Genomic DNA, 21,438 nt, shown 5'->3' with positions numbered 1-21,438 from the left:
AACCCGATCGCGATCTATTGTAAGGACTGCCTTGCTGCCGTTGGGTTAAATTTATTCCAATAACCTAGAGAAACTTTTGTGATTTCCTCTGCTGTAAATAGCGATCGCCTCTGTTAACGATATTTTCACTGAATAGCGATCTGCTGCTGCTATCTAATACCATTTTGAATAAATCATACAACAGTAGCAATTATCGGGGCATTATCCCCCGAACCCTAAGCTTAAAAGTCAGTTGCCCACCGCGCCGAAAGGTGGGCAGGGATTCACCTTACAGGAGAAAAATTTTACCGAGAAAATCCTGCCCACCCTACCTCTGGAGATAAAATTTATGATAAACTATTAGTAGCTTCCCCAGATAGGATAAAATTATGCTAACCCTAGAAATGGCCATTCAAAAATTTTACAAATTACCCCCATAATCACAAAATTAAGTATTTTTCATTCATTTATTATGTTAAAATGTGATAAATAAAAAAAAATAACGCGAAAACAAACATTAATTAATTTTTTTGCCAATAAAATAAAATTAACCCATGAAAATTGTTTATATCAGAATAAAAAACTATCGACTATTTAAATCTCTAGAAATTAATCATATACCGGAATTCTGTGTAATTATCGGAGCAAACGGTACAGGCAAATCAACCCTATTTGATGTCTTTGAGTTTCTGCGCGATGCCCTAAAAAATAATATCCGTCAAGCACTCCAAGTTCGCGGCGGATTTAACGAAGTTGTCACCAGAGGCCAAGAACAAGAAGACATAGAAATAGAGTTGAAGTTTCGCATGGAAATCTTAGGAAATGAACGCTTAGTCACCTATATTTTAATCGTTGGGCAAGAGAAAAGACGACCTGTGGTTAAACGAGAAATCTTGCGCTATAAAAGAGGCGAACATGGCCAATTATTTCACTTTATCGACTTTCAAAACGGGAAAGGATACGCTATTATCAACGAGGAATATTTTAGCCAAGCCGATGAAGACCTAAAACCGCAAGAACAACAACTCGAATCTAGCGATATTTTAGCGATTAAAGGCTTAGGACAATTCCAACGCTTTAAAGCTGCTAGTGCATTGCGTTCATTCATCGAAAATTGGCACGTTTCCGACTTTCATATTAGTGAAGCTAGAGGCAGCAAAGATGCACTCTATGCGGAACACCTATCTCCCACCGGAGATAATATGGCAGTATTTGCCCAATATATTTATCAAGAACACCCGGAAATATTCGAGCAGATTCTCCAGAGAATGAAAGAAAGAGTCCCCGGCATTTCCCAAGTAAAAGCCAAAAACACAGAAGATGGGCGCTTAATTCTCAAATTTCAAGAGGAAGCCTTTAAAGACCCCTTTATCGATCGCTATGTTTCTGATGGCACAATGAAAATGTTTGCCTATTTGCTCTTACTATTCGATCCGAAACCTCACCCTTTACTCTGTGTGGAAGAACCGGAAAATCAACTCTATCCCAGCCTTTTACATGAACTTGCTGAAGAATTTGCCAGCTATGCTCACCGAGGGGGACAAGTTTTTGTTTCTACCCATTCTCCCGAATTTCTTAATGCTGTTCCCTTAGAAAGTATTTTTTGGCTAACCAAAGAGCAAGGGATCGCAAAAATCTCAAAAGCGATCGATGACGAAATTCTCATAAATTTATTTAAAGCAGGAGACTTACCGGGATATCTCTGGAATCAAGGCTGGTTTAAAGGAGTTGCCCCCTAATGAGTTATGACCTAATTTTTTTATTAGAAGAACCCTCGATAAAAAACGTTTTAGAGGTCATATTATCTAAACTGATTCCCGCTGAGATGACCTACATTTGTATTTCCCATCAAGGCAAACAAGACCTCGCGAAATCTATCCCCAGAAAAATTGAAGCCTTTCGCTTTAGTCCCACCACAAAATTTATGATTGTCCATGACCAAGACTCCCATGATTGTCAAGAACTCAAATCTGAGCTATTAAAAATTTGTGAAACTGCGGAACAAAGCAATGTAATGATTCGGATCATCTGCCACGAACTAGAATCCTGGTTTTTAGGTGATTTAATCGCTGTTGAAAAAGCCTATAACCTCAAACATAATACTCTCAGTAAACAACAGAATAACAGCAAATACCGTGACCCCGATCTGCTTAACTCTGCCAAACAAGAACTGAAAAATCTAGTCAATGAATATTATGCCGGAACACATTCTAAAAAAATTGCTCCCTATCTATCCTTAACCACCAATAAATCCCGCAGCTTTCAAGTGTTTATTCAAGGGATCCAAAAACTAATCACATCTTAGACTATGATTTAAACAGATGATCCCCTTGAACAGCCGATCGCTTCAGTTCAAAGTAATATCCCAGACTTGACAGAGTATGATAAAGATTAGTTGCGATAAAATTTATGATAAACTATTATCCTAAAGGTGGGCAGATATTGAACTGACAGACAACAAATTTTACGGATAAAATCCTGCATACCATACTTCTGGTAAGAAAATTTATGATAAACTATTATACCATTTTTAATAAATCATACAACATTAGAAATTGTCGGGGCGCATGGCATTCGTCCTAAGCTTACAAGTGAGTTGCCCACCGCGACTAAAGGTGGGCAGATCATGGGGTAAAGTGGGTAAATTTTACCCCACGATCTGCCCACCCTACCTCTGGATTCAATTATAATTTAGTAGTTTATTACGGGAGTTATCGGCGTGGTTAAAATTGTTTCTCGTCAACGAGTAGGCACAGAAAATGTTTATGATATCGGCGTGGTGAAAGACCACAATTTTCTGTTAGGCAATGGGTTAGTGGCTTCTAATTGCTTTAATAAATCCCACTCTACTGCCTACGCTTATGTCACCTACCAAACCGCCTATTTAAAAGCGAATTATCCCGCCGAATATATGGCGGCGCTGCTGACGGCAAATAGTGGCGATCAGGATAAGGTGAATAAATATATCGCCAACTGTACCAGTATGGGGATTACGGTAGAACCGCCGAATATTAATGAGTCAGAAGTGGATTTTACCCCGGTGGGCGATCGCAAAATTTTGTTTGGACTTTCCGCCATTAAAAATGTGGGAGAAGGAGCAATTCGTTCCATTTTAGATGCGCGGGCAGAGGGAAAACCTTTTAAATCTTTACCGGATTTATGTCAACGAGTAGACTTGCATAAAGTCAATAGCCGAACTTTAGAATCTTTGATTAAATGTGGGGCATTAGATTGTCTAAATTCTAATCGCCAACAAACTATTGACCATTTGAGACTGGTGCTCGATTGGGCGCAAAAAAAAGCCAAAGAAAAAGAAAGTGGTCAAATGAATATTTTTGATATTTTTGGCGGCAATGATAACGGGAATCAAGCAGAATTTGAAGTCGCACCCAGCCCGCCCAATAGTCCCGATTTTAGCCCCCAAGAAAAACTCCAGTTTGAAAAAGAACTGCTGGGTTTTTATGTTTCTGACCATCCGCTGAAAGCCATTCAAACAGCTTCTCACTTGCTTGGCCCAATTCATTTGGGGGATTTAGCTCATTATGCCTCAGAAAAGAAAACTATTAGCGCCATTGTGATGCTGAGTGCAGTCAAGGAAGTGATTACCAAAAAAGGCGATCGCATGGCCATTGTGCAAATGGAAGACCTCACCGGATCTGCTGAGGCGGTGATTTTTCCCAAGTCCTATCAACCCATTGAAGCTTATATCAAAGCAGATCGTCGGTTAATTATTTGGGGAAAAGTAGACCAACGAGATGACAAAGTGCAAATTATTCTCGAAGATGCAGAACCCATAGAACAGGTAAAAATGGTGATGGTAGAACTCAGCACCCACCAAGCAGGGGATATTCAAGAACAGCATCGGTTAAAAGATATTTTACTGACTAATAAAGGGGAAGCCGATCGCGCCAAAGTTCCGGTGGTAGGAGTTGTAAATTGTGCCACTAAGCGCATTTTTGTGCCCTTTGGTCAACAGTTTCGGGTAGAAGATAGTCATACTTTAGTAAATGCATTGCAATCAGCGGGATATGCTGCTCGGTCAGAGGCGATCGCGGCCAATTAAGGGACATTAAATAGTTGACTATTCACCAAATAAATTATCCCTCTTGTGAAAAGTTAACCCGAATCGGCAATAAAATCGCTAAAATTGGGATTGATGATATTCCAGCGAGGTTGATTTATGCCACAGTTTTTACTAACTTGGTTGGTTGCAGCAATTTCCTTGGTGATTACTGCTCAAATTGTCCCCGGTTTTAACCTAGATACTTTCACCGCTGCCGCGATCGCCGCCATAATTATGGGATTAATCAACGCGATCGTCCGACCAATTTTGGTGCTGATGACCTTACCCCTGACGATTTTAACTTTGGGTTTATTTCTGCTAGTCGTCAACGCCATCTCCATTGGGTTGGTGGCTTATCTCACTCCAGGGTTTGATGTCACGGGTTTTTTCCCAGCGGTGATTGGTTCAATTGTTCTATCCTTCGTCTCTGGATTACTCAGTAAATTTGTCGGCACCGATAATCAGGAAGCTTAATCTCAGCCTCAATGCAGGAGTCTGCCGTCGGCGGAGGGAGGGGCGGAGGGGCAGAGGAGCAGAGGAGCCGCCAATCGGGATGAGGAGACCGCCGACGGCGGAGGGGCAGAGGAGCAGAGGAGCCGCCAATCGGGATGAGGAGATGAGGAGATGAGGAGCAGAGGAGAAAAATTCTCCCCCGCACCCCCGCACCTTTGCCCCTCGGTCGGTGAGCGAAGCCTGTCCTGAGCGCAGCCGAAGGGCCGAACCGCCGCACCAGAAGCACCAGAAGCACCTCACAGTAGAGGATAGAGAATATTTTTACAGATCGCCTTGACAACTCATACTGATTATGATTAAGTAAAAACTGCGAAGTTAATTAAGGGGTTGTCAAATCAGCCCATTAGGGATCTGAGATAATTCTCATGGCTCTAATTTCATCGTTATAAACATCTAATCAAGAGTAAGGATATTACCATGCATCATGTAGAAAAAGTGCCCGATGTCGTGTTCAAAACCCGAGTCAGAGATGAGTCCGTAGAAGGCCCAAACCCATTTCGTTGGCAAGACCGTACCACTCAAGAGATATTTGGGGGTAAGCGGGTAGTTGTATTTTCTCTTCCTGGTGCATTTACTCCCACCTGCTCTTCTACCCATTTGCCTCGCTACGAAGAACTCTATGATGAAATCAAAGCCCAAGGCGTTGATGAAGTCATTTGCTTATCTGTAAACGATGCATTCGTCATGTTCCAATGGGGCAAACATCAAGGAGCAAAAAATGTCTTCTTACTCCCCGATGGTAACGGTGAATTTACCCGGAAAATGGGGATGCTGGTTGATAAATCTAATTTGGGCTTTGGGATGCGTTCCTGGCGCTATTCAATGGTGGTGAATGATGGCAACATTGAAAAGCTGTTTGTGGAACCCGGTTATTCTGACAACTGCCCCACCGATCCCTTTGAAGTGTCCGATGCAGACACCATGCTGAATTACCTGAAATCTGCTAAGTAATCAGGTTTTACCGTTGGTTTCTGAATAGAGAAAGGGGAAGAATTGAGAGGATAAATTTTCTCAATTCTTCCCCTTTGCTATATTGATTTGAATGATTGGCAACCGTTGAACATTAGACTTTTTGCATTTTGCAAAATTATAAAAAGCCGCTGAATGGCTCTTTTTTTAAGCTAATATTGTTAACCCGCTGCTATCAGCGGTGATGCACAATCAAAGCAGAACAAAATATTCGCTATTCACTGAAGAACATTCACAGGAGATTTAAGCATAATGAATGCACCAAAAATTCTTGCTTTTGCTGGCAGCGCCCGTACCGATTCTTTTAACAAAAAATTGGTGAAAATTGCCGCAGCAGGGGCAAAAGCTGCTGGGGCTGAAGTGACTTATTTAGACTTCCGTGATTTGCCGATGCCTCTCTATGATGAAGATTTAGAAGCGAGAGAAGGCTTGCCGGAAAATGTCCTCAAGTTTAAGCAGTTAATGAAATCCCATCAAGGGTTATTAATTGCCTGTCCTGAATACAATAGTTCCGTCACTCCGTTATTAAAAAATGCTATTGATTGGGCTTCTCGTCCAGAACCCGGAAACCCCCCGATGGCTTTAAGTTGTTTTCGAGATAAAGTGGCAGTGATTATGAGTGCCGCTGCCGGTGGTTTTGGCGGTTGGCGCGGTTTGGTTCATTTGCGAGCAATTCTGGGGAATATTGGGGTGTTGGTTTTGCCAGACCAAAAGTGTATTCCCCAAGCTTATGAAGCTTTTGATATCCAGGGGAATTTAAAAGATGCTCAACAACAAGCGTCCGTGGCCGAATTGGGGGGTAAATTAACCAGAATAGTCGTTAAGTTATATACTTGATTGCTTTGTTGTTAGTTATTGGTTATTTGTTGGGTGATTAAATACAGCGCTTGGCGATGTAATAAAATACTCTCGATCACCCCTAGCCCCCTTTAAAAAGGGGGGGTTGGGGGCATCGAAGGAGGCTAAAACGTACCTCATAAGATCGAAAAGTGCTGTAATCGCAAAACGAATAACAAATAAGCAAGAAATTTCTTGATATAAATTTCTTGCTTATACCGTTGACAATTAAGAATGTAATCATTTAGTCTGGGCGTCAAAGCGCCCTCGTTCCCAGGCTCCAGCCTGGGAACGAGGGCGTAATTGTAGCAATAATTTTTGATGCTTGGTATTATTAAGCCACTTCTACGCGATCGCGTCCTTGTTTTTTGGCCTGGTAAAGGGCTGCATCTGCTGCTCTAATCACTTCTTCAAAAGTAGAGCCATTGGTGGGAAAACAGGCAACCCCCATCGAGGTAGTAATGCGATCAAGTACCTGGCCATTATGTACAATCTCTAACTGGCGAATTCCTTGATTAATTTGCCCGGCTCGCTGCACGCTATTTTCTAAATTAGCTTCCGGTAAAATTAAGATGAATTCCTCTCCGCCATAGCGACAGGCAATATCAGAATTTCTGATGCTTTTGTGCAAAAAGTGACCCAATTTTCTCAAGACAGTATCTCCGGCTTCGTGACCAAAGGTATCATTGCAGCGCTTAAAATGGTCAACATCAAGCATGATCATTCCCAGGGGCAGTTGCTTTCTAAGAGCGCGATCAATTTCTCTGGTTAAAAATTCTTCCATATACCGCCGGTTATAGAGTCCGGTGAGGGGGTCACGAATACTTTGCTCTTGGAGAGTTTCTCGTAATTTTAAATTGGCTAAAGCGAGAGAAATATGTTCGGTGAGATAGGCGACTAATAATTGTTTGTCGGTGGTTAATTTACCCGGTTGTGCCGCACTTAAATAAAGTAGTCCTAATGCTTGACCTTGGGCCATGACCGGAATACAGCAATATTCGGCAGGTTCGCTGTGAATATGTTTACATACTAAGTTGGGGTGCCGTTGCGTTACCCAGTGAGGTTGCGATCGCCTCAATGCCCAACAGTCTGAGTAGATAAACGATTTTAAATCGGACAATAATTCACCCCAAGTCACCACTGCTTCGACAAATTCTCTGCTTTCATCGATTTTAAATAGAGCCCCAGAAATTTCCGGGAGCAGAACTTGCACCGAAGCGGCGATCGCCTTATAAGCTTCTTCAATGGTCAGACAAACTTGCAAAAAATTACTCATTTTGCTCAGTTCGGTGAGTTCAAAATTTCGCTGTTGTAATTCTTGGGTTTTCTGGGATAATGCTAATTCCGCTTGTTTGCGTTCTTCGATTTCTGCTAAAGCGCGATCTCGCATCATGCGATACTCTTGAATTCGGTTCGTCACATCAGTGACATCTTGCAAAATTGCCAAGGCATAATATCCTCTTCGATCCGATTGAGGAACTGGGGAAACCGTGGTATGTAAAATCCTGAATTCTCCATTAGGCAGCGGGGCTTTAATAAAGTGTTTGTGCAGTTGCGCCGAAAAAATTGTTGGCGGGCCTCCGGTAAAAATTTCTTTCAGTCGCATGGCATATTTAGGCTGCATCATATGAGGAAAATATTTTTCAATCGGATAGCCGACAACCTGATCTTTAGCCAGATTAGTCCAGGCTTCTAAATATTTATTCCAAAACAACACAATAAAATCTGAATTCAGCACCATTGCCCCGACGGGAATCCGATCGAGCATCTCAAATTCTTTGGTCAAATGCTTGATTTCTTCATTCATCATCGATATCCATTAGGTGAGAAATCGCCGCCATTAAATTCTCAAACGATCCCAATTTAAACAGTAAGATAATATTGCCTTTAATCGGCATATCTTCAATATTAAAACTATTTTGGGCTAACAAGATGGTATGATTGGCATTATAGCCTTGGATTTCTAATAAATGATCCACACTATCTTCAAGATAATTGGGCAGCAAATATTCAAAATCTTGTTTTAGCAGGTTACTCATCGCGCCCATAATGCCACTCAGAACAATATTCCCCACCTCGGTTAAAGCACCAATTTTCATAGAATCCAGATCCGGACTACTCAGTTCTCCCTCGGTGAGAATCGAGACTAATTGTGAAGCACTATCCGTGGGAAAAACCAGTTGAGCATTGCCGCTTAATGTCCCACCAAACGTTAACCGGACTGTGGACAGGGGATTGCCTTCTAAGCGATCGGCTAATTCTTTTTTTGCCTCCAATGGGGACATAATTTTCACCCAAGGAATTTGCAAACAAATATGCAAGCCAATCATTTCATTTAAAACTCCAGCGGATCGCCCCACGCCAATGTTGAACACTTCCTGTAAGGTATTCAGTTGACTATCGGTCAATTTCATAAAATTGTTTCCTTTTTTTCCAGGATATTTTGGTCAATCAGTGTTGTTAATTTTTCCGGTTTCGGCGGTTTATATAGAATCGCTTTTGCGCCAAAATTCAGACATTTTTGCCTGGCGGTTTCTTGGGTATCGGCGGTAATCACAATCACAGGAATTGTAGATTTTTGTTTCTGTAAAATTTTGAGAATTTCTAACCCATTCGGGTCGGGGATTAATAGGTCGAGTAAGATACAATCCGGTTGGTGAAGATGAATCATTTCTAAGGCTTCGGTGCCATTGGTCGCTTCTACGGTTTGGTGAGCGTTGGCTTTTAAGATTTTCCGAATGACTGTGCGGCTAATTAAGGCATCGTCAACAATAAGAATTAAGGCCATATTTCTAATTTTCTCAAACGTAAATGGAGAGCGATCGCCCCCCAGAGCTATGATGTGGGTGGAAGTTTTTTCCAGAACTATTTTTCCAGAACTGTTTTTCCAGAACTATTTTTCCAGAACTATTTTATAACTAGAGTATCATTAGTATCATGCCGATATCATATCGATTATGACTCTGATGACCACGCTCGTCTCGATCGCCCGATCGCGGCCTTGGGCTTTTGCTTGGTACAACGCCGTATCCACCCGCAAAAAATCACAGAACTTCCGCAACGACCTTATATATAGAGGATTGGTGCGTTACGCTTTGCGCTTTCGCACCCTACTAATAGCTTATATATAGAGGATTGGTGCCTTAGGCTTTGCGCTTTCGCACCCTACCAATTTTGTACCTGAGTCGATGGAAAATGATCCCAATTCATCGGTCCCACCCTTGGCCACAAAATGAGTCCGAAGCCCTGCTGATTCAAGAAAAACTCCGATCGCAGACGATCTCCACCCTGGATATGCCATCGGTCAATCCATCGGTCAAGTATGTGGCGGGGGTCGATGTGAGCTATAGTGCCGATGATACGATCGCCAAAGCAGCGGTGGTGGTGTTAAGTTTTCCTGACTTGCAACTGTGCGATCAGGCGATCGCCTGCGGTCCGACAACCTTTCCCTACATTCCTGGTTTTCTATCTTTTAGAGAAGTGCCCCCGGTTTTAGATGCCTTGGCAAAACTGACGATTTGCCCGGACTTACTTCTCTGTGATGGTCATGGTTTAGCCCATCCCCGGCGATTTGGCTTGGCTTGTCACTTGGGGGTTTTGACCAATATTCCGACCATTGGCGTGGCGAAATCTCGCTATATTGGTCAACACGATCCATTAGGAGAAAAGCGGGGCAGTTGGCAACCGTTGATTGACCAAGGCGAAATTGTTGGCGCGGTGGTGCGATCGCGTACTGGAGTCCAGCCAATTTATGTATCGATTGGCCATCGTCTTGATTTAGCCACCGCCATTGACTATGTTTTGCAATGTACCCCGAAATATCGTTTACCAGAAACAACTCGTCAAGCCGATCAACTGGCTTCTATGTAGGAGGGATTGGTGAATTTGTTTGAACCCAGACACAGTTGCATCATTCGTCGCATTGAAGATCGCGATTAAATAAGTAAAAATAGCGACCAGTAATCCGAGGATTTAGCCGATGGCATTTTATATCTACAATCTTGGCCCTGTGAGTGGTAAACTCCAGGAATATGCGGATATGGACGGCATGGTTCCCGAAAAAGGCGACAAATGGCAAGATTTTCGGTGGCCTCACAGCAATGCCAAAGCTTTTAGGGAACAAGGTAAAAGTGAAAAACTCTGGCAAGAATTTGTGGCACAGGCGATCGCCGCAACCAGCAAAGCATTGCAGCAGCTAGAGGATCTGGAATGGTAAGCACCATCAGGTAAGCACCATAATATAAGTATCAGGCATTCCCACCCAGAGAAACCGGGTTTCTCACTGTTTCTCACTCAGGGGTGGCCATGATTCTTGCACTTACTCACAATGGAAAACAGCCCGATCGCGCCCCTGGGTTTTCGCCTGATAAAGCGCCATATCAGCCCGGGCAATTAACCGGGCGGGGACTTCTTCTGAGGTGGGAATCATGGTTGCTATCCCTAAACTCAACGTTACCCAAAGACTAACCTGAGAACCAGTATGGCCAATGTGCAATCCTTGGACTTGGGAGCGGATATTTTCTGCCACTTTGATTGCCCCAGACTTGGGCGTATTCGGTAAAATCACCGCAAATTCTTCACCGCCATAACGAGCCACTAAATCAGCCGGTCGCTGCACGGCTTTTTGGACAGCACCGACAACTTTTTGTAAACAATCATCCCCCGCCAAATGGCCATAAGTATCATTATAAGCTTTAAAATAGTCAATATCGCAAAGAATCAGAGATAAAGGTTGACGTTCTCGAGTTAATCTCTGCCATTCTTGCTCAAGTCGTTGATCAAATTGTCGTCGATTCGCCACTTGTGTCAACCCATCTAATGTCGCCAAACGATTTAACCGATCGTTAGCTTTTTCCAGTAACTTAATCGTCATCAGATGAATTTGCCCTTGAGCATAAAGCAACTGATGCACATCTACTAAACGATAAACCTGGGGTTCAAGTTCTACAATAATTGGCTCTAATAACATCGCGGGCGATCGCCTCACCGCGTCCGTAGCGGCGGTGACAATTGCTGTTGAACTAGGATAAATTAATAACTCAATTTGAGCAAAATTATATAAGGCTTTAATGGGACGTTTTAAAAATAATTCTAACCCATAAGGACTGCTGAGATGTTCTAGAAATCTTTGTCGAGAAATCATGCCCATTAACCGACCCTGCTGCATTAAAATCACCCCAGGCAACAAGGGAGCATCTTTAAATTTTTTCTCCACATCTTGCCCTCGTTCGTCCCATTGAACTTGAGCATCGTATAATAACAGTTCTTTCAGGGTAGACTCTGGAGTCCAAAACTCCGGATTGTTCAGGAAGTTTGGTGTATTAATTGGTTGTAAATTTGTGGCAATGTTCAACATATTTTTTCAAAAAAATTTAATTTTATTCAATTTACCGCAGCTTTTTTTGGGGACTAACTCTATTAAAAAACAAGGAAAACAAGGAAAACAAGGAAAACAATGAATTTTTTTGCCTTTTACCCAATAGTCAAAAATATTGGATCAAACTATCAAAAATCCTGTTTTTGCCTCTCTGCCCCCTCTAATACACCGATGCCCCATTAATGGATCCTAGAGGCGATCGCTCATGTTTACCCCTGATTGATTTATAATCACTATGACTCAGTTTATAATAATTTTAACTCACCGATAAGTTTTTTGTTTTAAAAAGCGATCGTTATGTAACCATTAACCTGAATTAAGCTTAATTTACCTTAATTCAGCTTAATTAAGCTTTAACTTAACGTTAATCAATGTTTAATTAATAATTAATTATAAAATATGCCAAGCAATAAATTGTCAATTTTCACAAAGGCCTGGGAATTTATGCCAGATTATTTTCAGATAGATGAGATAGAAATACCTAAATAATTGGGTATATTGATTAACTTGATTAACTTGATTAACTGGATTAAAATTATGCCAGCATCCGAAAAGTGAGATTAATTCTGGGATGAGTGACTTTCGGGCTTTTCGGCACATAATGCTGCCAAAACTTTTGGGTATCACCTCCCATTACCAAAAAATCACCATCTGCTAATTTAAGTTCAAATTTAATTTGATGATTATCCTTCCGCCTAAAGATAAAACGCCTGGTTTCTCCTAAACTCAGAGAAGCGATCGCCCCCCCTTTGACTAATTCTTTTTCATCATCACTATGCCAGCCCATATAATCTTGACCATCGCGATATAAATTCAGCAAAACTCCATTAAATTGCGTATTAACTAAAGGCTCGATTTTTTCTTTGATTTGTAATAACGGGGCATTCCAAGGCAAGGGCTGCATGGTGACGCCAGAGTAGGTATAAGCTTTAGTTCCATAATAAGCGGTTAACCGAGGCTGAAGCACCGATTTTCCAAAAATTTTAATGGGTTCGTGTTTCCAGGAAATCTGATTTAATAAATCAGTGAACAGTTGGTGACTTTCGGGCTGGTGAAATAGGCGAGGATAGAAGATAACTTCAGCGTTATAAAGTTCTAGCTTTTGGCCAATAATATTTGAATTTAGATGAGGCATATTTCAGGCAAATTTAGATTTTTTTTCAGCGATCGCTATATCATAGCAAATTTTAGACATAATGTGTTGTGGAGTTATGGCTACAATATTTTCTGACTTGCCCAGGGTGAATCCTCCGCCGTGAATTCCCAAGTAAATTTCCCAAAATTACCATCTATGATTAGAATAATGAATAAACAAACTTTTGCAAACCCATAATTACCCCATAATTACCATGACATTACCGGACGGCCCAAAGACTCCTCGTTTTTTCCAGCTACTTGAATGGATCGGCGATCCACTCGGTTATATGGATCGCACTAGGGCAAAATATGGTGATATTTTCCTATCGGCGGTTGGCCCAAGCAGTCAAAATTTTATCTTCCTCAGCAACCCGGAAGCTTTACAAATAATTTTGACTAATCCTAAACAATTTACGGCTCCAGGGTATTTAAACGAGCTTTTCCGACCGATTTTAGGGGACAATTCTGTGATTCTATTAGAGAACCCCAAGCATCAAAAACGGCGTAAGCTATTGTTGCCTCCGTTTCATGGGGAACGAATGCAAGCCTATGGTCAACTGATTGGAGATTTAACCAAAGAAGTTACGAGTCAATGTCATCTGGGAGAGCCGTTTTCGGTTCGGAGTATTATGCAAAAAATTACCATGCGAGTGATATTGCAGGCGGTTTTTGGTTTGCATAAAGGCCCGCGTTATGCTCAACTAGAACAACTGTTGACTACACGATTAAATGCGGTAAGTTCTCCGTTAAATGCCAGTTTGATTTTTTTCCCTTTTTTAGCTAAAGATTATGGTGCTTGGAGTCCGGGTTCACGGATTAAACGGCAACAGCAACAAATTGATGAATTGCTGTACGCGGAAATTCGCGATCGCCGCCAGGAAGGAGACAGCGATCGCACGGATATTCTGAGTTTATTATTGTCCGCTCGTGATGAAAATGGTCAGGGAATTAGTGATGAAGAATTGCGAGATGAATTAATGACCTTACTGGTAGCCGGTCACGAAACCACGGCCACCGCTGCCGCTTGGTCTTTGTACTGGACTCACAAAGTCCCAGGAGTCAAAGAAAAACTATTAGCAGAAATTGACAGCCTCGGCCAGAATCCAGACCCAATGACCTTGGTTAAACTGCCTTATCTGACAGCAGTTTGCCAAGAAACTTTAAGAATTTATCCAGTAGGAATGTTAACCTTTCCCCGTTTGGTGACAGAATCCGTAGAACTGTTGGGCAAGCATATAGAAGCCGGTGCAGTCATCACGGGTTCTATTTATCTGTTACACCAACGGGAAGATTTATATCCAGAACCGAAAAAGTTTAACCCAGACCGCTTCCTAGAACGTCAATTTTCTCCTTATGAATATATGCCGTTTGGGGCAGGGGCGCGTCGCTGTATTGGGGCAACATTAGCTGAATTTGAAATGAAGTTAGTTTTAGCTACAATTCTGCAACAATATCAACTAGAATTAGCAGATAGTCGCCCGGTAAAGCCCCAACGCCGCGCTTTAACTCTTGGGCCTGCTGGCGGGGTGAAAATGATGATAGTGGGCGATCGCACGTTAACAGAAAAACCGTTGGTCTATACCAGATCGTAGTGATTTTTGCGATCGCTGGACACAAAGGTTAAAGATTCTCCGTCTAGGTTTCTCGGATATTCAGGAACAAGACTTTGATAAGATTCTGGAGCCAAGCGAAAATCTTCATCGTCCCATCATGTTTCATCCCCAGGAGATCCGGGGCATTCTGCAAGACCGACGGCGATCGTGTTGATTTAAAGCCCGGGTCGATCGGCGCGTTCGCCGTATATTCATCGCTGACCTGACTAATACATCGGTAAATATCATCTAGAAAATCAAACCAATGAAACTTAAAATTTGCACCCCTGTTTTATTTTTGAACGTCCTGTTGACGGCTTTCGGTGCCGCACTTCCGGTGGTGGCCAGCGAAACGGCTGCTCCTCAAACAAATGCCGAGGTGATGCAGCTTGCTCAAACGGGTTGGCGGGAATATGGGTCAGAACGATTCACGATTAGAATGCCTGGTGAAGCAGTTTCTAGCAGAAATGCCGAGGAAGTTGGCGAAGGATTGACCCTGACCTTTAACGAAATGACCTTTGAAGACGATGGGGGTGCTTATGGGGTAATTTACACCGACTTGCCCCGTAACTATTTGCAGGGAACGAATTCGGCGGCAGTGTTGGATTATATGAGCGCTCTATTCCTAATTTCTACCCAGTTGGAAGGGTTAAAGGAAGTGGAGCAATCGATTAATTTAAAAGGTCATCCCGGTCTAGAATATCGGATTAATGAGGCAGAGGCAGCTTTAGTTCTGCGCTTGTATTTAGTCCAGGAAAGAGTTTATTTCTTGTTCGGGGTTTCTGAACAACCGAATCAAGTCAACCAGTTTGTTAATTCGTTTAATTTACGCTAATAGACAGTCCGGACAAAATACCGTTTCGCAGTGGATCCCCCCAACCCCCCTTCAAAGGGAGGGCGACGGGGGGGTGGAGGCTTTCAGGACTTTCGGGACTTTCGGGACTTGCCATCGGTTTTTTAGCGTGGGAAAGCAAGAAGTCTAGAGATGTTTTAGCAGGAATAATTTATCACTCAAAAACGATTGAGTGATGATTTGAAGCGAATGTCTGAGAATTTTGTATTGCATTTCTTATATTTTTGTAAACTTGTTTAAAAAAAATGAGCTTTAGGCGGATAAAATCATTATGCGGATGATTCAATTCACCCTTATGCACCCTGTGAAATCATCAAGAGGCAGTCTTTCCCTGTGGCGACTTTCCAGGGTCAACCGGGCAAGGAGAAACAGAGACGCTGCTTCCGGTTGAGATCAAATTTGCATTTGTCTATCCATTCCCCTATATTATTTGGAATTATTTGGATTTATTGTGGAGGCAACATGGACGCTATCTTTGATTTTTTCGGCAACCTGAATTACGAGGTGATTGCTCAGTTGACTTTGGTGGCTATGATTATGCTTTCTGGCCCGATTGTGATTTTCTTGCTGGCGCTTCGCGGTGGCGATATGTAAGTGGCGATCGCTCGATCGCCCGATCGCCTGAAGTTGATGTTATTTTTTGCCCGACTGGTTCGGGCTTTTTCGTAGCAAAAAAACCGATCGGGACTTACAGCGTTTTTCCCCTCGGTAGGGGCGAAGCATTCCCGCAGATAATTGGAAGGAGAAGCGTGAATTGTTTACGGGAATGCTTCGCCAGGGCGAAGCATTCCCGCAGATAATTTATAAATTATCTGCGGGAATTTTTATGGGAATGCTTCGCCCTTACAGTGAATTCTGTTGCATCCCCAGTAAGTCATTACCAAACCCATTACCAAAACCATTACCAAGCAATTTGGGCTAATTTGGCAGGAGTGAACCGATACCAACGACGTAGCCGTTCGAGCTCTTGTTCGAGGCTGCCGGTTTTGGCAAAGTCGGGACAAGGATGACCTAATTCTCGCAAGGTGGCGATGAGGGTGCTGGGGGCAACCCACCACCGTTGCCCAATTTGCAGGAGGTTGAGGGGTTCATGGGGAAATTCTTGGATGTATGCTTGCAAGCGCGATCGCAGTTGATCGGCGGTAGGCAACTGGGGGACATGGTTATATATATAGACGTAACAGGGTTTCCCTTTGGCGAGGAGCCATAAGAGATGGCTGCCAGAAGGGGGTAAAGTCCAGAAGAGGAAACTCTCACAAATTTCCGTGGGGCGATCGCAGATAATCTGACAACGATTGCCAGATGCGGCAATTACTTCTGGGGGAATCTCTGGTTTATTCGCCCCATACCATAAAATTTTGCCTTGTAGTTTGGGCAATAAATGCTCGATCACCTGTCCGGTTAACCAGGAAGGTTGTATGCCAACGGACGGCGGTTTGGGATCCAAAATCTTTAACGAATACGGTGCAGAAGTTGCTCCCTTGGGTAAACTAGGAGATTCCGTGGTAAATGGGGTTAACTCTTGGGGCGATTGTCTGGACGGATCCGCTTCGCGGCAGCGCACACTAATCAGTTCGATCTCAACGTTGGTCTGACCATTCCAGGTATTTTCTTTAAGTTTATAAGCCACATCCACGACTGGGGGCAAGGGAAAATAATCTCCCCATCGCCAGGCGATCGCCTTCATCTCACCATATGACTGTTCCGTGGTTAAAGTCAGCTTAATATGTCCTTTGCCGACTATTCTTTGCTCTAGGACTTGGACGTTGGGAGTCCAAAAGACCGGGGCGGGGTTTTCAATTCCGCAAGGTTCTAAGGCGTCGATCTGCCGATACAAGTCTAAATTAATTTGCTCAAAGTCCAAGCGGGAATCAATTTCTATCAAAGGCTTCAAGTGATTCAGGTCTAAGCAACGGTTGGCAAACATCCGCAGGCAAGCGTGAAAATCCGGCACCAATTTGGCGGCCAGGGAAAAACCCCCCGCTGCCCGATGACCGCCATATTTATGGAGCAGATTGTGACAAAATTGTAAGGCTTCAAAAACATCAAATTCGGGAATACCTCTGGCAGACCCGCGAACCTGCTTGCGTTCTGAGTCTTCATAGGTGCAGATAAACACCGGCACTCCGTAGCGTTCGACTAAGCGAGAAGCCACAATGCCAATCACCCCATGATGCCATAAGGGTTTTTCACACCAAGCCGGTTGCAGCAACACCAATACACGGTCGCGCTTTAAGTCAATTTGCTGTTCTTCTATCAGGGCGATCGCCTCAAATTCGATATCCTGACACATTTGCTGCCGCGTCTGATTAATCGCCTCACATTGCATCGCCCGTTCCAGGGCCACAGCCATATCATCCGTGGTCAGCAGTTCAATGATGATTTGCGGATCGCCAATGCGTCCGATCGCATTAATGCGCGGGCCAAGGCGAAAGCCAATTTCATCGGGTTTCATCGCTTTCGATCCAGCCCCATTGCCATCAGCCCCAGAAACTTGGATTAAGGCTTGGATTCCCGCTAACTCAGACTTGGGTAATTGTCGTAACCCCCACTTCACCCAGCGACGGTTGACCCCGGTCAAGGGCGCTAAGTCCGCGATCGTCCCCAGAGTTAGCAACTCCCGCATGGGTTTAATCAGCGGTTGGGCTTTTCCCATTGCTTGCGCCAAAGACACGGCTAAAATATAGGCCACGCCCACCCCCGCGACCCCGCGATAAGGAGACTCTTCTCTAATCAGTTTGGGGTTGAGAATTGCCGTAGCGGGGGGAATTTCTTTGGGGACTTCGTGGTGATCGGTGACGATCACATCTAAGCCCAATTCCCGGGCGCGTTTGACAGGTTCTACCGCCGAAATGCCGTTATCCACGGTCAAAATTAGGCTCACACCTTCCTGGTAGAACTCTTCCACAATCCGCACATTAATCCCATAGCCGTCTTTCATCCGACTGGGAATGGCGTAATCCACCCTAGCCCCCAGACTCCGCAATGCCCGCAGCAGTAAAGCAGTGCTGGTCATGCCATCGGCATCATAGTCCCCGCAAATGGCGATTTTTTGCCCAGAGGCGATGCTGCAATGCAACAAATCCACCGACTTGGCTAAATCAGGAAATTCGGCGATCGGTGGCGGCAACACCAGAGAATCTGGATTAATAAATTCTTCAGCGCCTTCTGGGGTTTCTATCCCTCGATTAATTAACACCTGTGCCAACACAGGGGGTAAATTCGTCGTTTTTGCCAATTCTCTGGCTAAATGCGGGTTTTCTGAGTAAATTTGCCAGCGATGATTGGGTAAACGTTTTTTCGACAATTGTTTTTGCTCTATGAGTTTTGACATCATTAATCGGATTTCTTAAATAACTTAAATCTTTTAACAGTTGCAGCAATGGAAACTACCAGATATGTTTGGCTTTTCCCCAGTTAGAATAGAAGCGACCCTTCAAAACCGAACAAACAGAATTGTGAATTCTCATTCTGATGCCGCGATTCTTTCCGGGACGCTGCGCGATCGACCCGCGATCTTTTTTTCGGGATAAAATCAGTAATCTTGTCACGATCAGATGTATCTTATATGATTTTTTAAAAAATGATCGTTTCTTTTGTTTTTTTTAACATTAATTAATCCTGCGGGTATTTCCCATAAACTCCAAAATAAAATTAAGCATAAAACCTTAAGCTTCACTGAATTTTTCATTGGCGTTCCGGATCGCCAACCGGCTCGGCAGGTTGGTTAGATATAAAAATTAACATTATATTGGTGACAAATGCTTACATTGCTTGATTTTTTGTGAATCGGTTTAAAACAATATTAAACAAAATTAACAAAATTTCAGTAAATAACTATTTAATATACCAATCTTGACCGGAATAACACCCAAGATCCAATTCTTCGCAGGATAAAAAAACCAGCGAACAGTCCCGGAATCACTGGTGAGGGACTTTTCGCTGGGGTGAAACCCTTTCTCTACATTTGAAATCAAAAGGCTATACAAAGAGGGTAATTCGCGAATCACCCCTACACTTGCTGGATTCAAGTTAAGAATTACAAAACTTGTAACTCATCCAAACGATCCAAAACTTCTTGACTGTGAATCGGCGGTCTGACCCCTAAAAATTTCTCCCGCAAAATGCCATTGGGGTCAATAATATAAGTGTGACGTAAAGAATAAGGGGACAACCAAGAACCGTAAGCTTTACTAACTGCCCCATCGGTATCTGCTAACAACGGAAATTTTAAACCTTCCGCATCGCAAAATTTCGCATGAGAGTCTACATCATCGGCGCTAATCCCCAAAATTTGGGTATTTATTTCGATATATTTCGGCAAGTCTTGTTGAAACTTTCGGGCTTCAAGAGTGCAGCCAGAGGTGAAATCTTTGGGGTAAAAATAGACAACCAACCACTGACCCCGATAGTCCCTGAGAGAAATTTCCCCATCACCGCTATTCGTGGGTAGGGTGAATGCGGGCGCCGGTTCGCCAATAGTCGGTTGTGTTCCACCGAGGGCTGCCGCCGCAGGGACAAAGTTTAACCATACCATCAGGGTAAGGCAACTGACCAGCAATGTGGTCAGTATTTTGCGATATGAGAGCATATTGATTGATAAATTCTGAGAGTAACTTTACATAAGTTTACAGTAAGTGTCGGAGATTAGCAGCGGATTGGCAACGGATTAGCAGCGGATTGGCAACGGATTAGCAGCGGATTGGCAGCGGATTGGCAGCGGATCTGAGCCATCATAGTTTGAAATCATTTAACATCCGGCAAAAGCTATCTGGTGATGAGGTTGCCGCCTTAAAGACCAAGATGCTCTGAAACCGGGCGTGAAGCGAAGCTATCGCGGAGGGCGAATCGCTTGTAAAATCAAATCGGCGGCTCGACTAGATCCTCCGGCGTCGTGAATTGCTTTTTGTAAGCGTACTGCATTATTTATATATTGACTTTCAGTTAAAACTTTTTGCATCACATTTTTCAAGGGAGAAACCCTCAACTGAGACAGAGATATCATCTCTCCAGCGCCACTACGAACCAGACGCGCCCCCACTCCGGGCTGATCGTTAGTAATGGGAATTGCTAACAGGGGAACGCCTTCATTTAAAGATTCTAAGGTAGTATTCAAACCGCCATGAGTCACGGTCATGGCAGTTTTTTTTAGCAATTCCCCTTGAGGCACATAGCCGAAAACCAAAGGAGAACCGGGCAATTTTGGCAAAGATTCTGGTGTTCCACCGCCCCCTAAAGAAATCACCAACTGAACATCTAATTTTTCACAAGCGGCGGCCACAAGCTCAAAAACAGACAAAAAACGATTTTGTAATGTTCCCATCGAGCAATAAACCAGAGGTTGACCCGTTAACCTTTCCCAAGGAAAAGATACCCCCGGATCATAATTTATCGGGGCTTGATAAAGACCCGTAAAATGAAAATAGGGGGGCAAATGCTGCCAGGAAAATTCAAACTCAGCCAATGATTGGCTCAGTTGTAAAATTTTTGAGTTAGCATCATCAGGATGAGTATAAAGGGGTAAATGCCACTGTTGGCGATAATCATTCAATGCCCGCTTAATTGGCTGCCAGAAATAATTAAAGAGAAAATAACCCAGGTCGTTGCGGAGATGCGCCCACCAAGCCGACTGTTCGCGAAGCGTTGCGGATGCAACATCGTCCCAAGGGGTAAAACTGGGAGGAATTCCCCTTTCTTGATTCATTGGCAAAGCATTACAAACAGTAATAAAAGGAATCTGGAGCAATTCGGCAACGGTACTGCCAGCCGCCGTAAATTGGTCAATTAATAATACATCTATACCGGCTGCCTTAATTGCTGCTGGTGCTTCTGTGAGAATTAATTTTACTTCCCACAAGCGCAAATTTATAGTAAAGATAGCGGCAGCTATCCCGGTTAATTCTCCCAATTTTGCTAGAGAATTTTTCAGACTTTCCTGGCCAATTTCTTCTGTGCCAATTTCCCAAAAGTTTAAGCCAGCTATCAAAGCAAAAGGTTGAGCTACTGCCATGGCAAATAAGGTGACAGAATGCCCCCGCTGTTTCAGTTCCCAACCTAATGCAGTCATAGCCTTAAGATGACTGGTTACTGGGGGGCAAAGTAAGCCAAAATGTGTCAT

20 protein-coding genes are annotated in these 21,438 nt (G+C 43.3%); 12 read left to right on the top strand and 8 right to left on the bottom strand.

The genetic code is table 11. From position 1 onward, the window contains the following. Window positions 1-533: 533 nt before the first annotated feature. The 6 genes from ABWT76_RS23815 (at window position 534) to ABWT76_RS23790 (ending at window position 6,361) form a co-directional block, all read left to right on the top strand. Window positions 534-1,718: an AAA family ATPase gene (locus ABWT76_RS23815; RefSeq protein ID WP_354635040.1), complete on the top strand. Its 1,185-nt coding sequence runs from the start codon at window positions 534-536 to the stop codon at window positions 1,716-1,718. Next, a complete protein-coding gene (locus ABWT76_RS23810; RefSeq protein WP_354635039.1) occupies window positions 1,718-2,284 on the top strand; it encodes a DUF4276 family protein in 567 nt (188 codons plus the stop codon). Before ABWT76_RS23815 ends, ABWT76_RS23810 begins: the two co-directional genes overlap by 1 nt. A gap of 414 nt (window positions 2,285-2,698) precedes the next feature. Continuing rightward, window positions 2,699-4,042, top strand: a complete 1,344-nt coding sequence (locus ABWT76_RS23805) for an OB-fold nucleic acid binding domain-containing protein (protein ID WP_054464225.1) — start codon at window positions 2,699-2,701, stop codon at window positions 4,040-4,042. A 117-nt stretch (window positions 4,043-4,159) separates the two neighbouring features. Continuing rightward, a complete protein-coding gene (locus ABWT76_RS23800; RefSeq protein ID WP_054464226.1) occupies window positions 4,160-4,516 on the top strand; it encodes a phage holin family protein in 357 nt (118 codons plus the stop codon). Between the two features lie 456 nt (window positions 4,517-4,972). Further along, window positions 4,973-5,506 (top strand): peroxiredoxin, encoded by a 534-nt coding sequence (locus tag ABWT76_RS23795; RefSeq protein ID WP_054464227.1) that lies wholly within the window; start codon window positions 4,973-4,975, stop codon window positions 5,504-5,506. 267 nt (window positions 5,507-5,773) lie between these two features. Further along, the gene (locus ABWT76_RS23790; protein WP_054464228.1) at window positions 5,774-6,361 is read left to right on the top strand and encodes an NADPH-dependent FMN reductase; all 588 of its coding nucleotides are present in this window, start codon (window positions 5,774-5,776) and stop codon (window positions 6,359-6,361) included. Window positions 6,362-6,695: 334 nt separating this feature from the next. On the opposite strand, the gene ABWT76_RS23785 is transcribed toward ABWT76_RS23790, so the two are convergent. From ABWT76_RS23785 to ABWT76_RS23775, 3 genes are read right to left on the bottom strand one after another with little or no spacing between them, the layout of a single operon-like run. Then, complete coding sequence (locus ABWT76_RS23785; protein WP_231636524.1) at window positions 6,696-8,171, bottom strand: diguanylate cyclase; 1,476 nt, start codon at window positions 8,169-8,171, stop codon at window positions 6,696-6,698. Continuing rightward, complete coding sequence (locus ABWT76_RS23780; protein ID WP_354635038.1) at window positions 8,161-8,775, bottom strand: chemotaxis protein CheC; 615 nt, start codon at window positions 8,773-8,775, stop codon at window positions 8,161-8,163. The genes ABWT76_RS23785 and ABWT76_RS23780 overlap by 11 nt, the downstream gene beginning before the upstream one ends. Continuing rightward, window positions 8,772-9,149 (bottom strand): PleD family two-component system response regulator, encoded by a 378-nt coding sequence (locus tag ABWT76_RS23775; protein ID WP_054464230.1) that lies wholly within the window; start codon window positions 9,147-9,149, stop codon window positions 8,772-8,774. The genes ABWT76_RS23780 and ABWT76_RS23775 overlap by 4 nt, the downstream gene beginning before the upstream one ends. Before the next feature lie 169 nt (window positions 9,150-9,318). On the opposite strand from ABWT76_RS23775, the gene ABWT76_RS23770 reads away from it, so the two are divergent. The 3 genes from ABWT76_RS23770 to ABWT76_RS23760 all read left to right on the top strand — a co-directional run bounded on the left by ABWT76_RS23770 (window position 9,319) and on the right by ABWT76_RS23760 (window position 10,577). Beyond that, window positions 9,319-9,492 carry a hypothetical protein gene (locus ABWT76_RS23770; protein ID WP_354635037.1) on the top strand — a complete coding sequence of 58 codons (174 nt, stop codon included), beginning with the start codon at window positions 9,319-9,321 and terminating at the stop codon, window positions 9,490-9,492. Between the two features lie 64 nt (window positions 9,493-9,556). Next, window positions 9,557-10,231: a deoxyribonuclease V gene (nfi, locus tag ABWT76_RS23765; RefSeq protein WP_197285186.1), complete on the top strand. Its 675-nt coding sequence runs from the start codon at window positions 9,557-9,559 to the stop codon at window positions 10,229-10,231. 109 nt (window positions 10,232-10,340) lie between these two features. Beyond that, window positions 10,341-10,577, top strand: a complete 237-nt coding sequence (locus ABWT76_RS23760) for a hypothetical protein (RefSeq protein ID WP_054464231.1) — start codon at window positions 10,341-10,343, stop codon at window positions 10,575-10,577. A gap of 102 nt (window positions 10,578-10,679) precedes the next feature. Here ABWT76_RS23760 and ABWT76_RS23755 read toward each other — a convergent pair whose 3' ends face one another. Together ABWT76_RS23755 and ABWT76_RS23750 are read right to left on the bottom strand one after the other, a co-directional pair. Beyond that, complete coding sequence (locus tag ABWT76_RS23755) at window positions 10,680-11,717, bottom strand: diguanylate cyclase domain-containing protein (protein ID WP_082348689.1); 1,038 nt, start codon at window positions 11,715-11,717, stop codon at window positions 10,680-10,682. A 556-nt stretch (window positions 11,718-12,273) separates the two neighbouring features. Continuing rightward, entirely contained in the window at window positions 12,274-12,873 is a 600-nt protein-coding gene (locus tag ABWT76_RS23750; RefSeq protein ID WP_054464232.1) for an alpha-ketoglutarate-dependent dioxygenase AlkB, read from the bottom strand. 214 nt (window positions 12,874-13,087) lie between these two features. Here ABWT76_RS23750 and ABWT76_RS23745 point away from each other — a divergent pair, with 214 nt between their 5' ends. The 3 genes from ABWT76_RS23745 to psb30 all read left to right on the top strand — a co-directional run bounded on the left by ABWT76_RS23745 (window position 13,088) and on the right by psb30 (window position 15,914). Further along, complete coding sequence (locus ABWT76_RS23745; protein WP_054464233.1) at window positions 13,088-14,467, top strand: cytochrome P450; 1,380 nt, start codon at window positions 13,088-13,090, stop codon at window positions 14,465-14,467. A gap of 265 nt (window positions 14,468-14,732) precedes the next feature. Then, window positions 14,733-15,302 carry a hypothetical protein gene (locus ABWT76_RS23740; RefSeq protein ID WP_354635036.1) on the top strand — a complete coding sequence of 190 codons (570 nt, stop codon included), beginning with the start codon at window positions 14,733-14,735 and terminating at the stop codon, window positions 15,300-15,302. A 480-nt stretch (window positions 15,303-15,782) separates the two neighbouring features. After that, a complete protein-coding gene (gene psb30, locus ABWT76_RS23735) occupies window positions 15,783-15,914 on the top strand; it encodes a photosystem II reaction center protein Ycf12/Psb30 (RefSeq protein WP_054464235.1) in 132 nt (43 codons plus the stop codon). Window positions 15,915-16,221: 307 nt separating this feature from the next. Here psb30 and recJ read toward each other — a convergent pair whose 3' ends face one another. From recJ to ABWT76_RS23720, 3 genes are all read right to left on the bottom strand, one after another. Then, window positions 16,222-18,657, bottom strand: coding sequence for a single-stranded-DNA-specific exonuclease RecJ (gene recJ / locus ABWT76_RS23730; protein WP_082348690.1), 2,436 nt, complete (start codon window positions 18,655-18,657; stop codon window positions 16,222-16,224). Window positions 18,658-19,359: 702 nt separating this feature from the next. Further along, a complete protein-coding gene (locus ABWT76_RS23725; RefSeq protein ID WP_322096580.1) occupies window positions 19,360-19,857 on the bottom strand; it encodes a peroxiredoxin in 498 nt (165 codons plus the stop codon). Between the two features lie 294 nt (window positions 19,858-20,151). Then, window positions 20,152-21,438 (bottom strand): glycosyltransferase, encoded by a 1,287-nt coding sequence (locus ABWT76_RS23720; RefSeq protein ID WP_054464239.1) that lies wholly within the window; start codon window positions 21,436-21,438, stop codon window positions 20,152-20,154.

It is taken from the genome of Planktothricoides raciborskii GIHE-MW2 (assembly GCF_040564635.1).
GTDB lineage: Bacteria > Cyanobacteriota > Cyanobacteriia > Cyanobacteriales > Laspinemataceae > Planktothricoides > Planktothricoides raciborskii.
Note: the sequence above shows the minus strand (reverse complement) of the source record. Positions and strands in the feature narration are given on the sequence as shown.

Bases quoted from the DNA above. Each gene is read 5' to 3' on its own strand.
- ABWT76_RS23725 (WP_322096580.1), bottom strand. From the start codon at position 19,857: ATGGTATGGTTAAACTTTGTCCCTGCGGCGGCAGCCCTCGGTGGAACA.
- ABWT76_RS23800 (WP_054464226.1), top strand. From the start codon at position 4,160: ATGCCACAGTTTTTACTAACTTGGTTGGTTGCAGCAATTTCCTTGGTG.
- ABWT76_RS23785 (WP_231636524.1), bottom strand. From the start codon at position 8,171: ATGATGAATGAAGAAATCAAGCATTTGACCAAAGAATTTGAGATGCTC.
- ABWT76_RS23810 (WP_354635039.1), top strand. From the start codon at position 1,718: ATGAGTTATGACCTAATTTTTTTATTAGAAGAACCCTCGATAAAAAAC.
- ABWT76_RS23760 (WP_054464231.1), top strand. From the start codon at position 10,341: ATGGCATTTTATATCTACAATCTTGGCCCTGTGAGTGGTAAACTCCAG.
- ABWT76_RS23795 (WP_054464227.1), top strand. From the start codon at position 4,973: ATGCATCATGTAGAAAAAGTGCCCGATGTCGTGTTCAAAACCCGAGTC.
- ABWT76_RS23770 (WP_354635037.1), top strand. From the start codon at position 9,319: ATGACTCTGATGACCACGCTCGTCTCGATCGCCCGATCGCGGCCTTGG.
- recJ (WP_082348690.1), bottom strand. From the start codon at position 18,657: ATGATGTCAAAACTCATAGAGCAAAAACAATTGTCGAAAAAACGTTTA.
- ABWT76_RS23740 (WP_354635036.1), top strand. From the start codon at position 14,733: ATGAAACTTAAAATTTGCACCCCTGTTTTATTTTTGAACGTCCTGTTG.
- ABWT76_RS23750 (WP_054464232.1), bottom strand. From the start codon at position 12,873: ATGCCTCATCTAAATTCAAATATTATTGGCCAAAAGCTAGAACTTTAT.
- psb30 (WP_054464235.1), top strand. From the start codon at position 15,783: ATGGACGCTATCTTTGATTTTTTCGGCAACCTGAATTACGAGGTGATT.
- ABWT76_RS23780 (WP_354635038.1), bottom strand. From the start codon at position 8,775: ATGAAATTGACCGATAGTCAACTGAATACCTTACAGGAAGTGTTCAAC.
- ABWT76_RS23755 (WP_082348689.1), bottom strand. From the start codon at position 11,717: ATGTTGAACATTGCCACAAATTTACAACCAATTAATACACCAAACTTC.
- ABWT76_RS23815 (WP_354635040.1), top strand. From the start codon at position 534: ATGAAAATTGTTTATATCAGAATAAAAAACTATCGACTATTTAAATCT.
- nfi (WP_197285186.1), top strand. From the start codon at position 9,557: ATGATCCCAATTCATCGGTCCCACCCTTGGCCACAAAATGAGTCCGAA.
- ABWT76_RS23745 (WP_054464233.1), top strand. From the start codon at position 13,088: ATGACATTACCGGACGGCCCAAAGACTCCTCGTTTTTTCCAGCTACTT.
- ABWT76_RS23775 (WP_054464230.1), bottom strand. From the start codon at position 9,149: ATGGCCTTAATTCTTATTGTTGACGATGCCTTAATTAGCCGCACAGTC.
- ABWT76_RS23720 (WP_054464239.1), bottom strand. From the start codon at position 21,438: ATGACACATTTTGGCTTACTTTGCCCCCCAGTAACCAGTCATCTTAAG.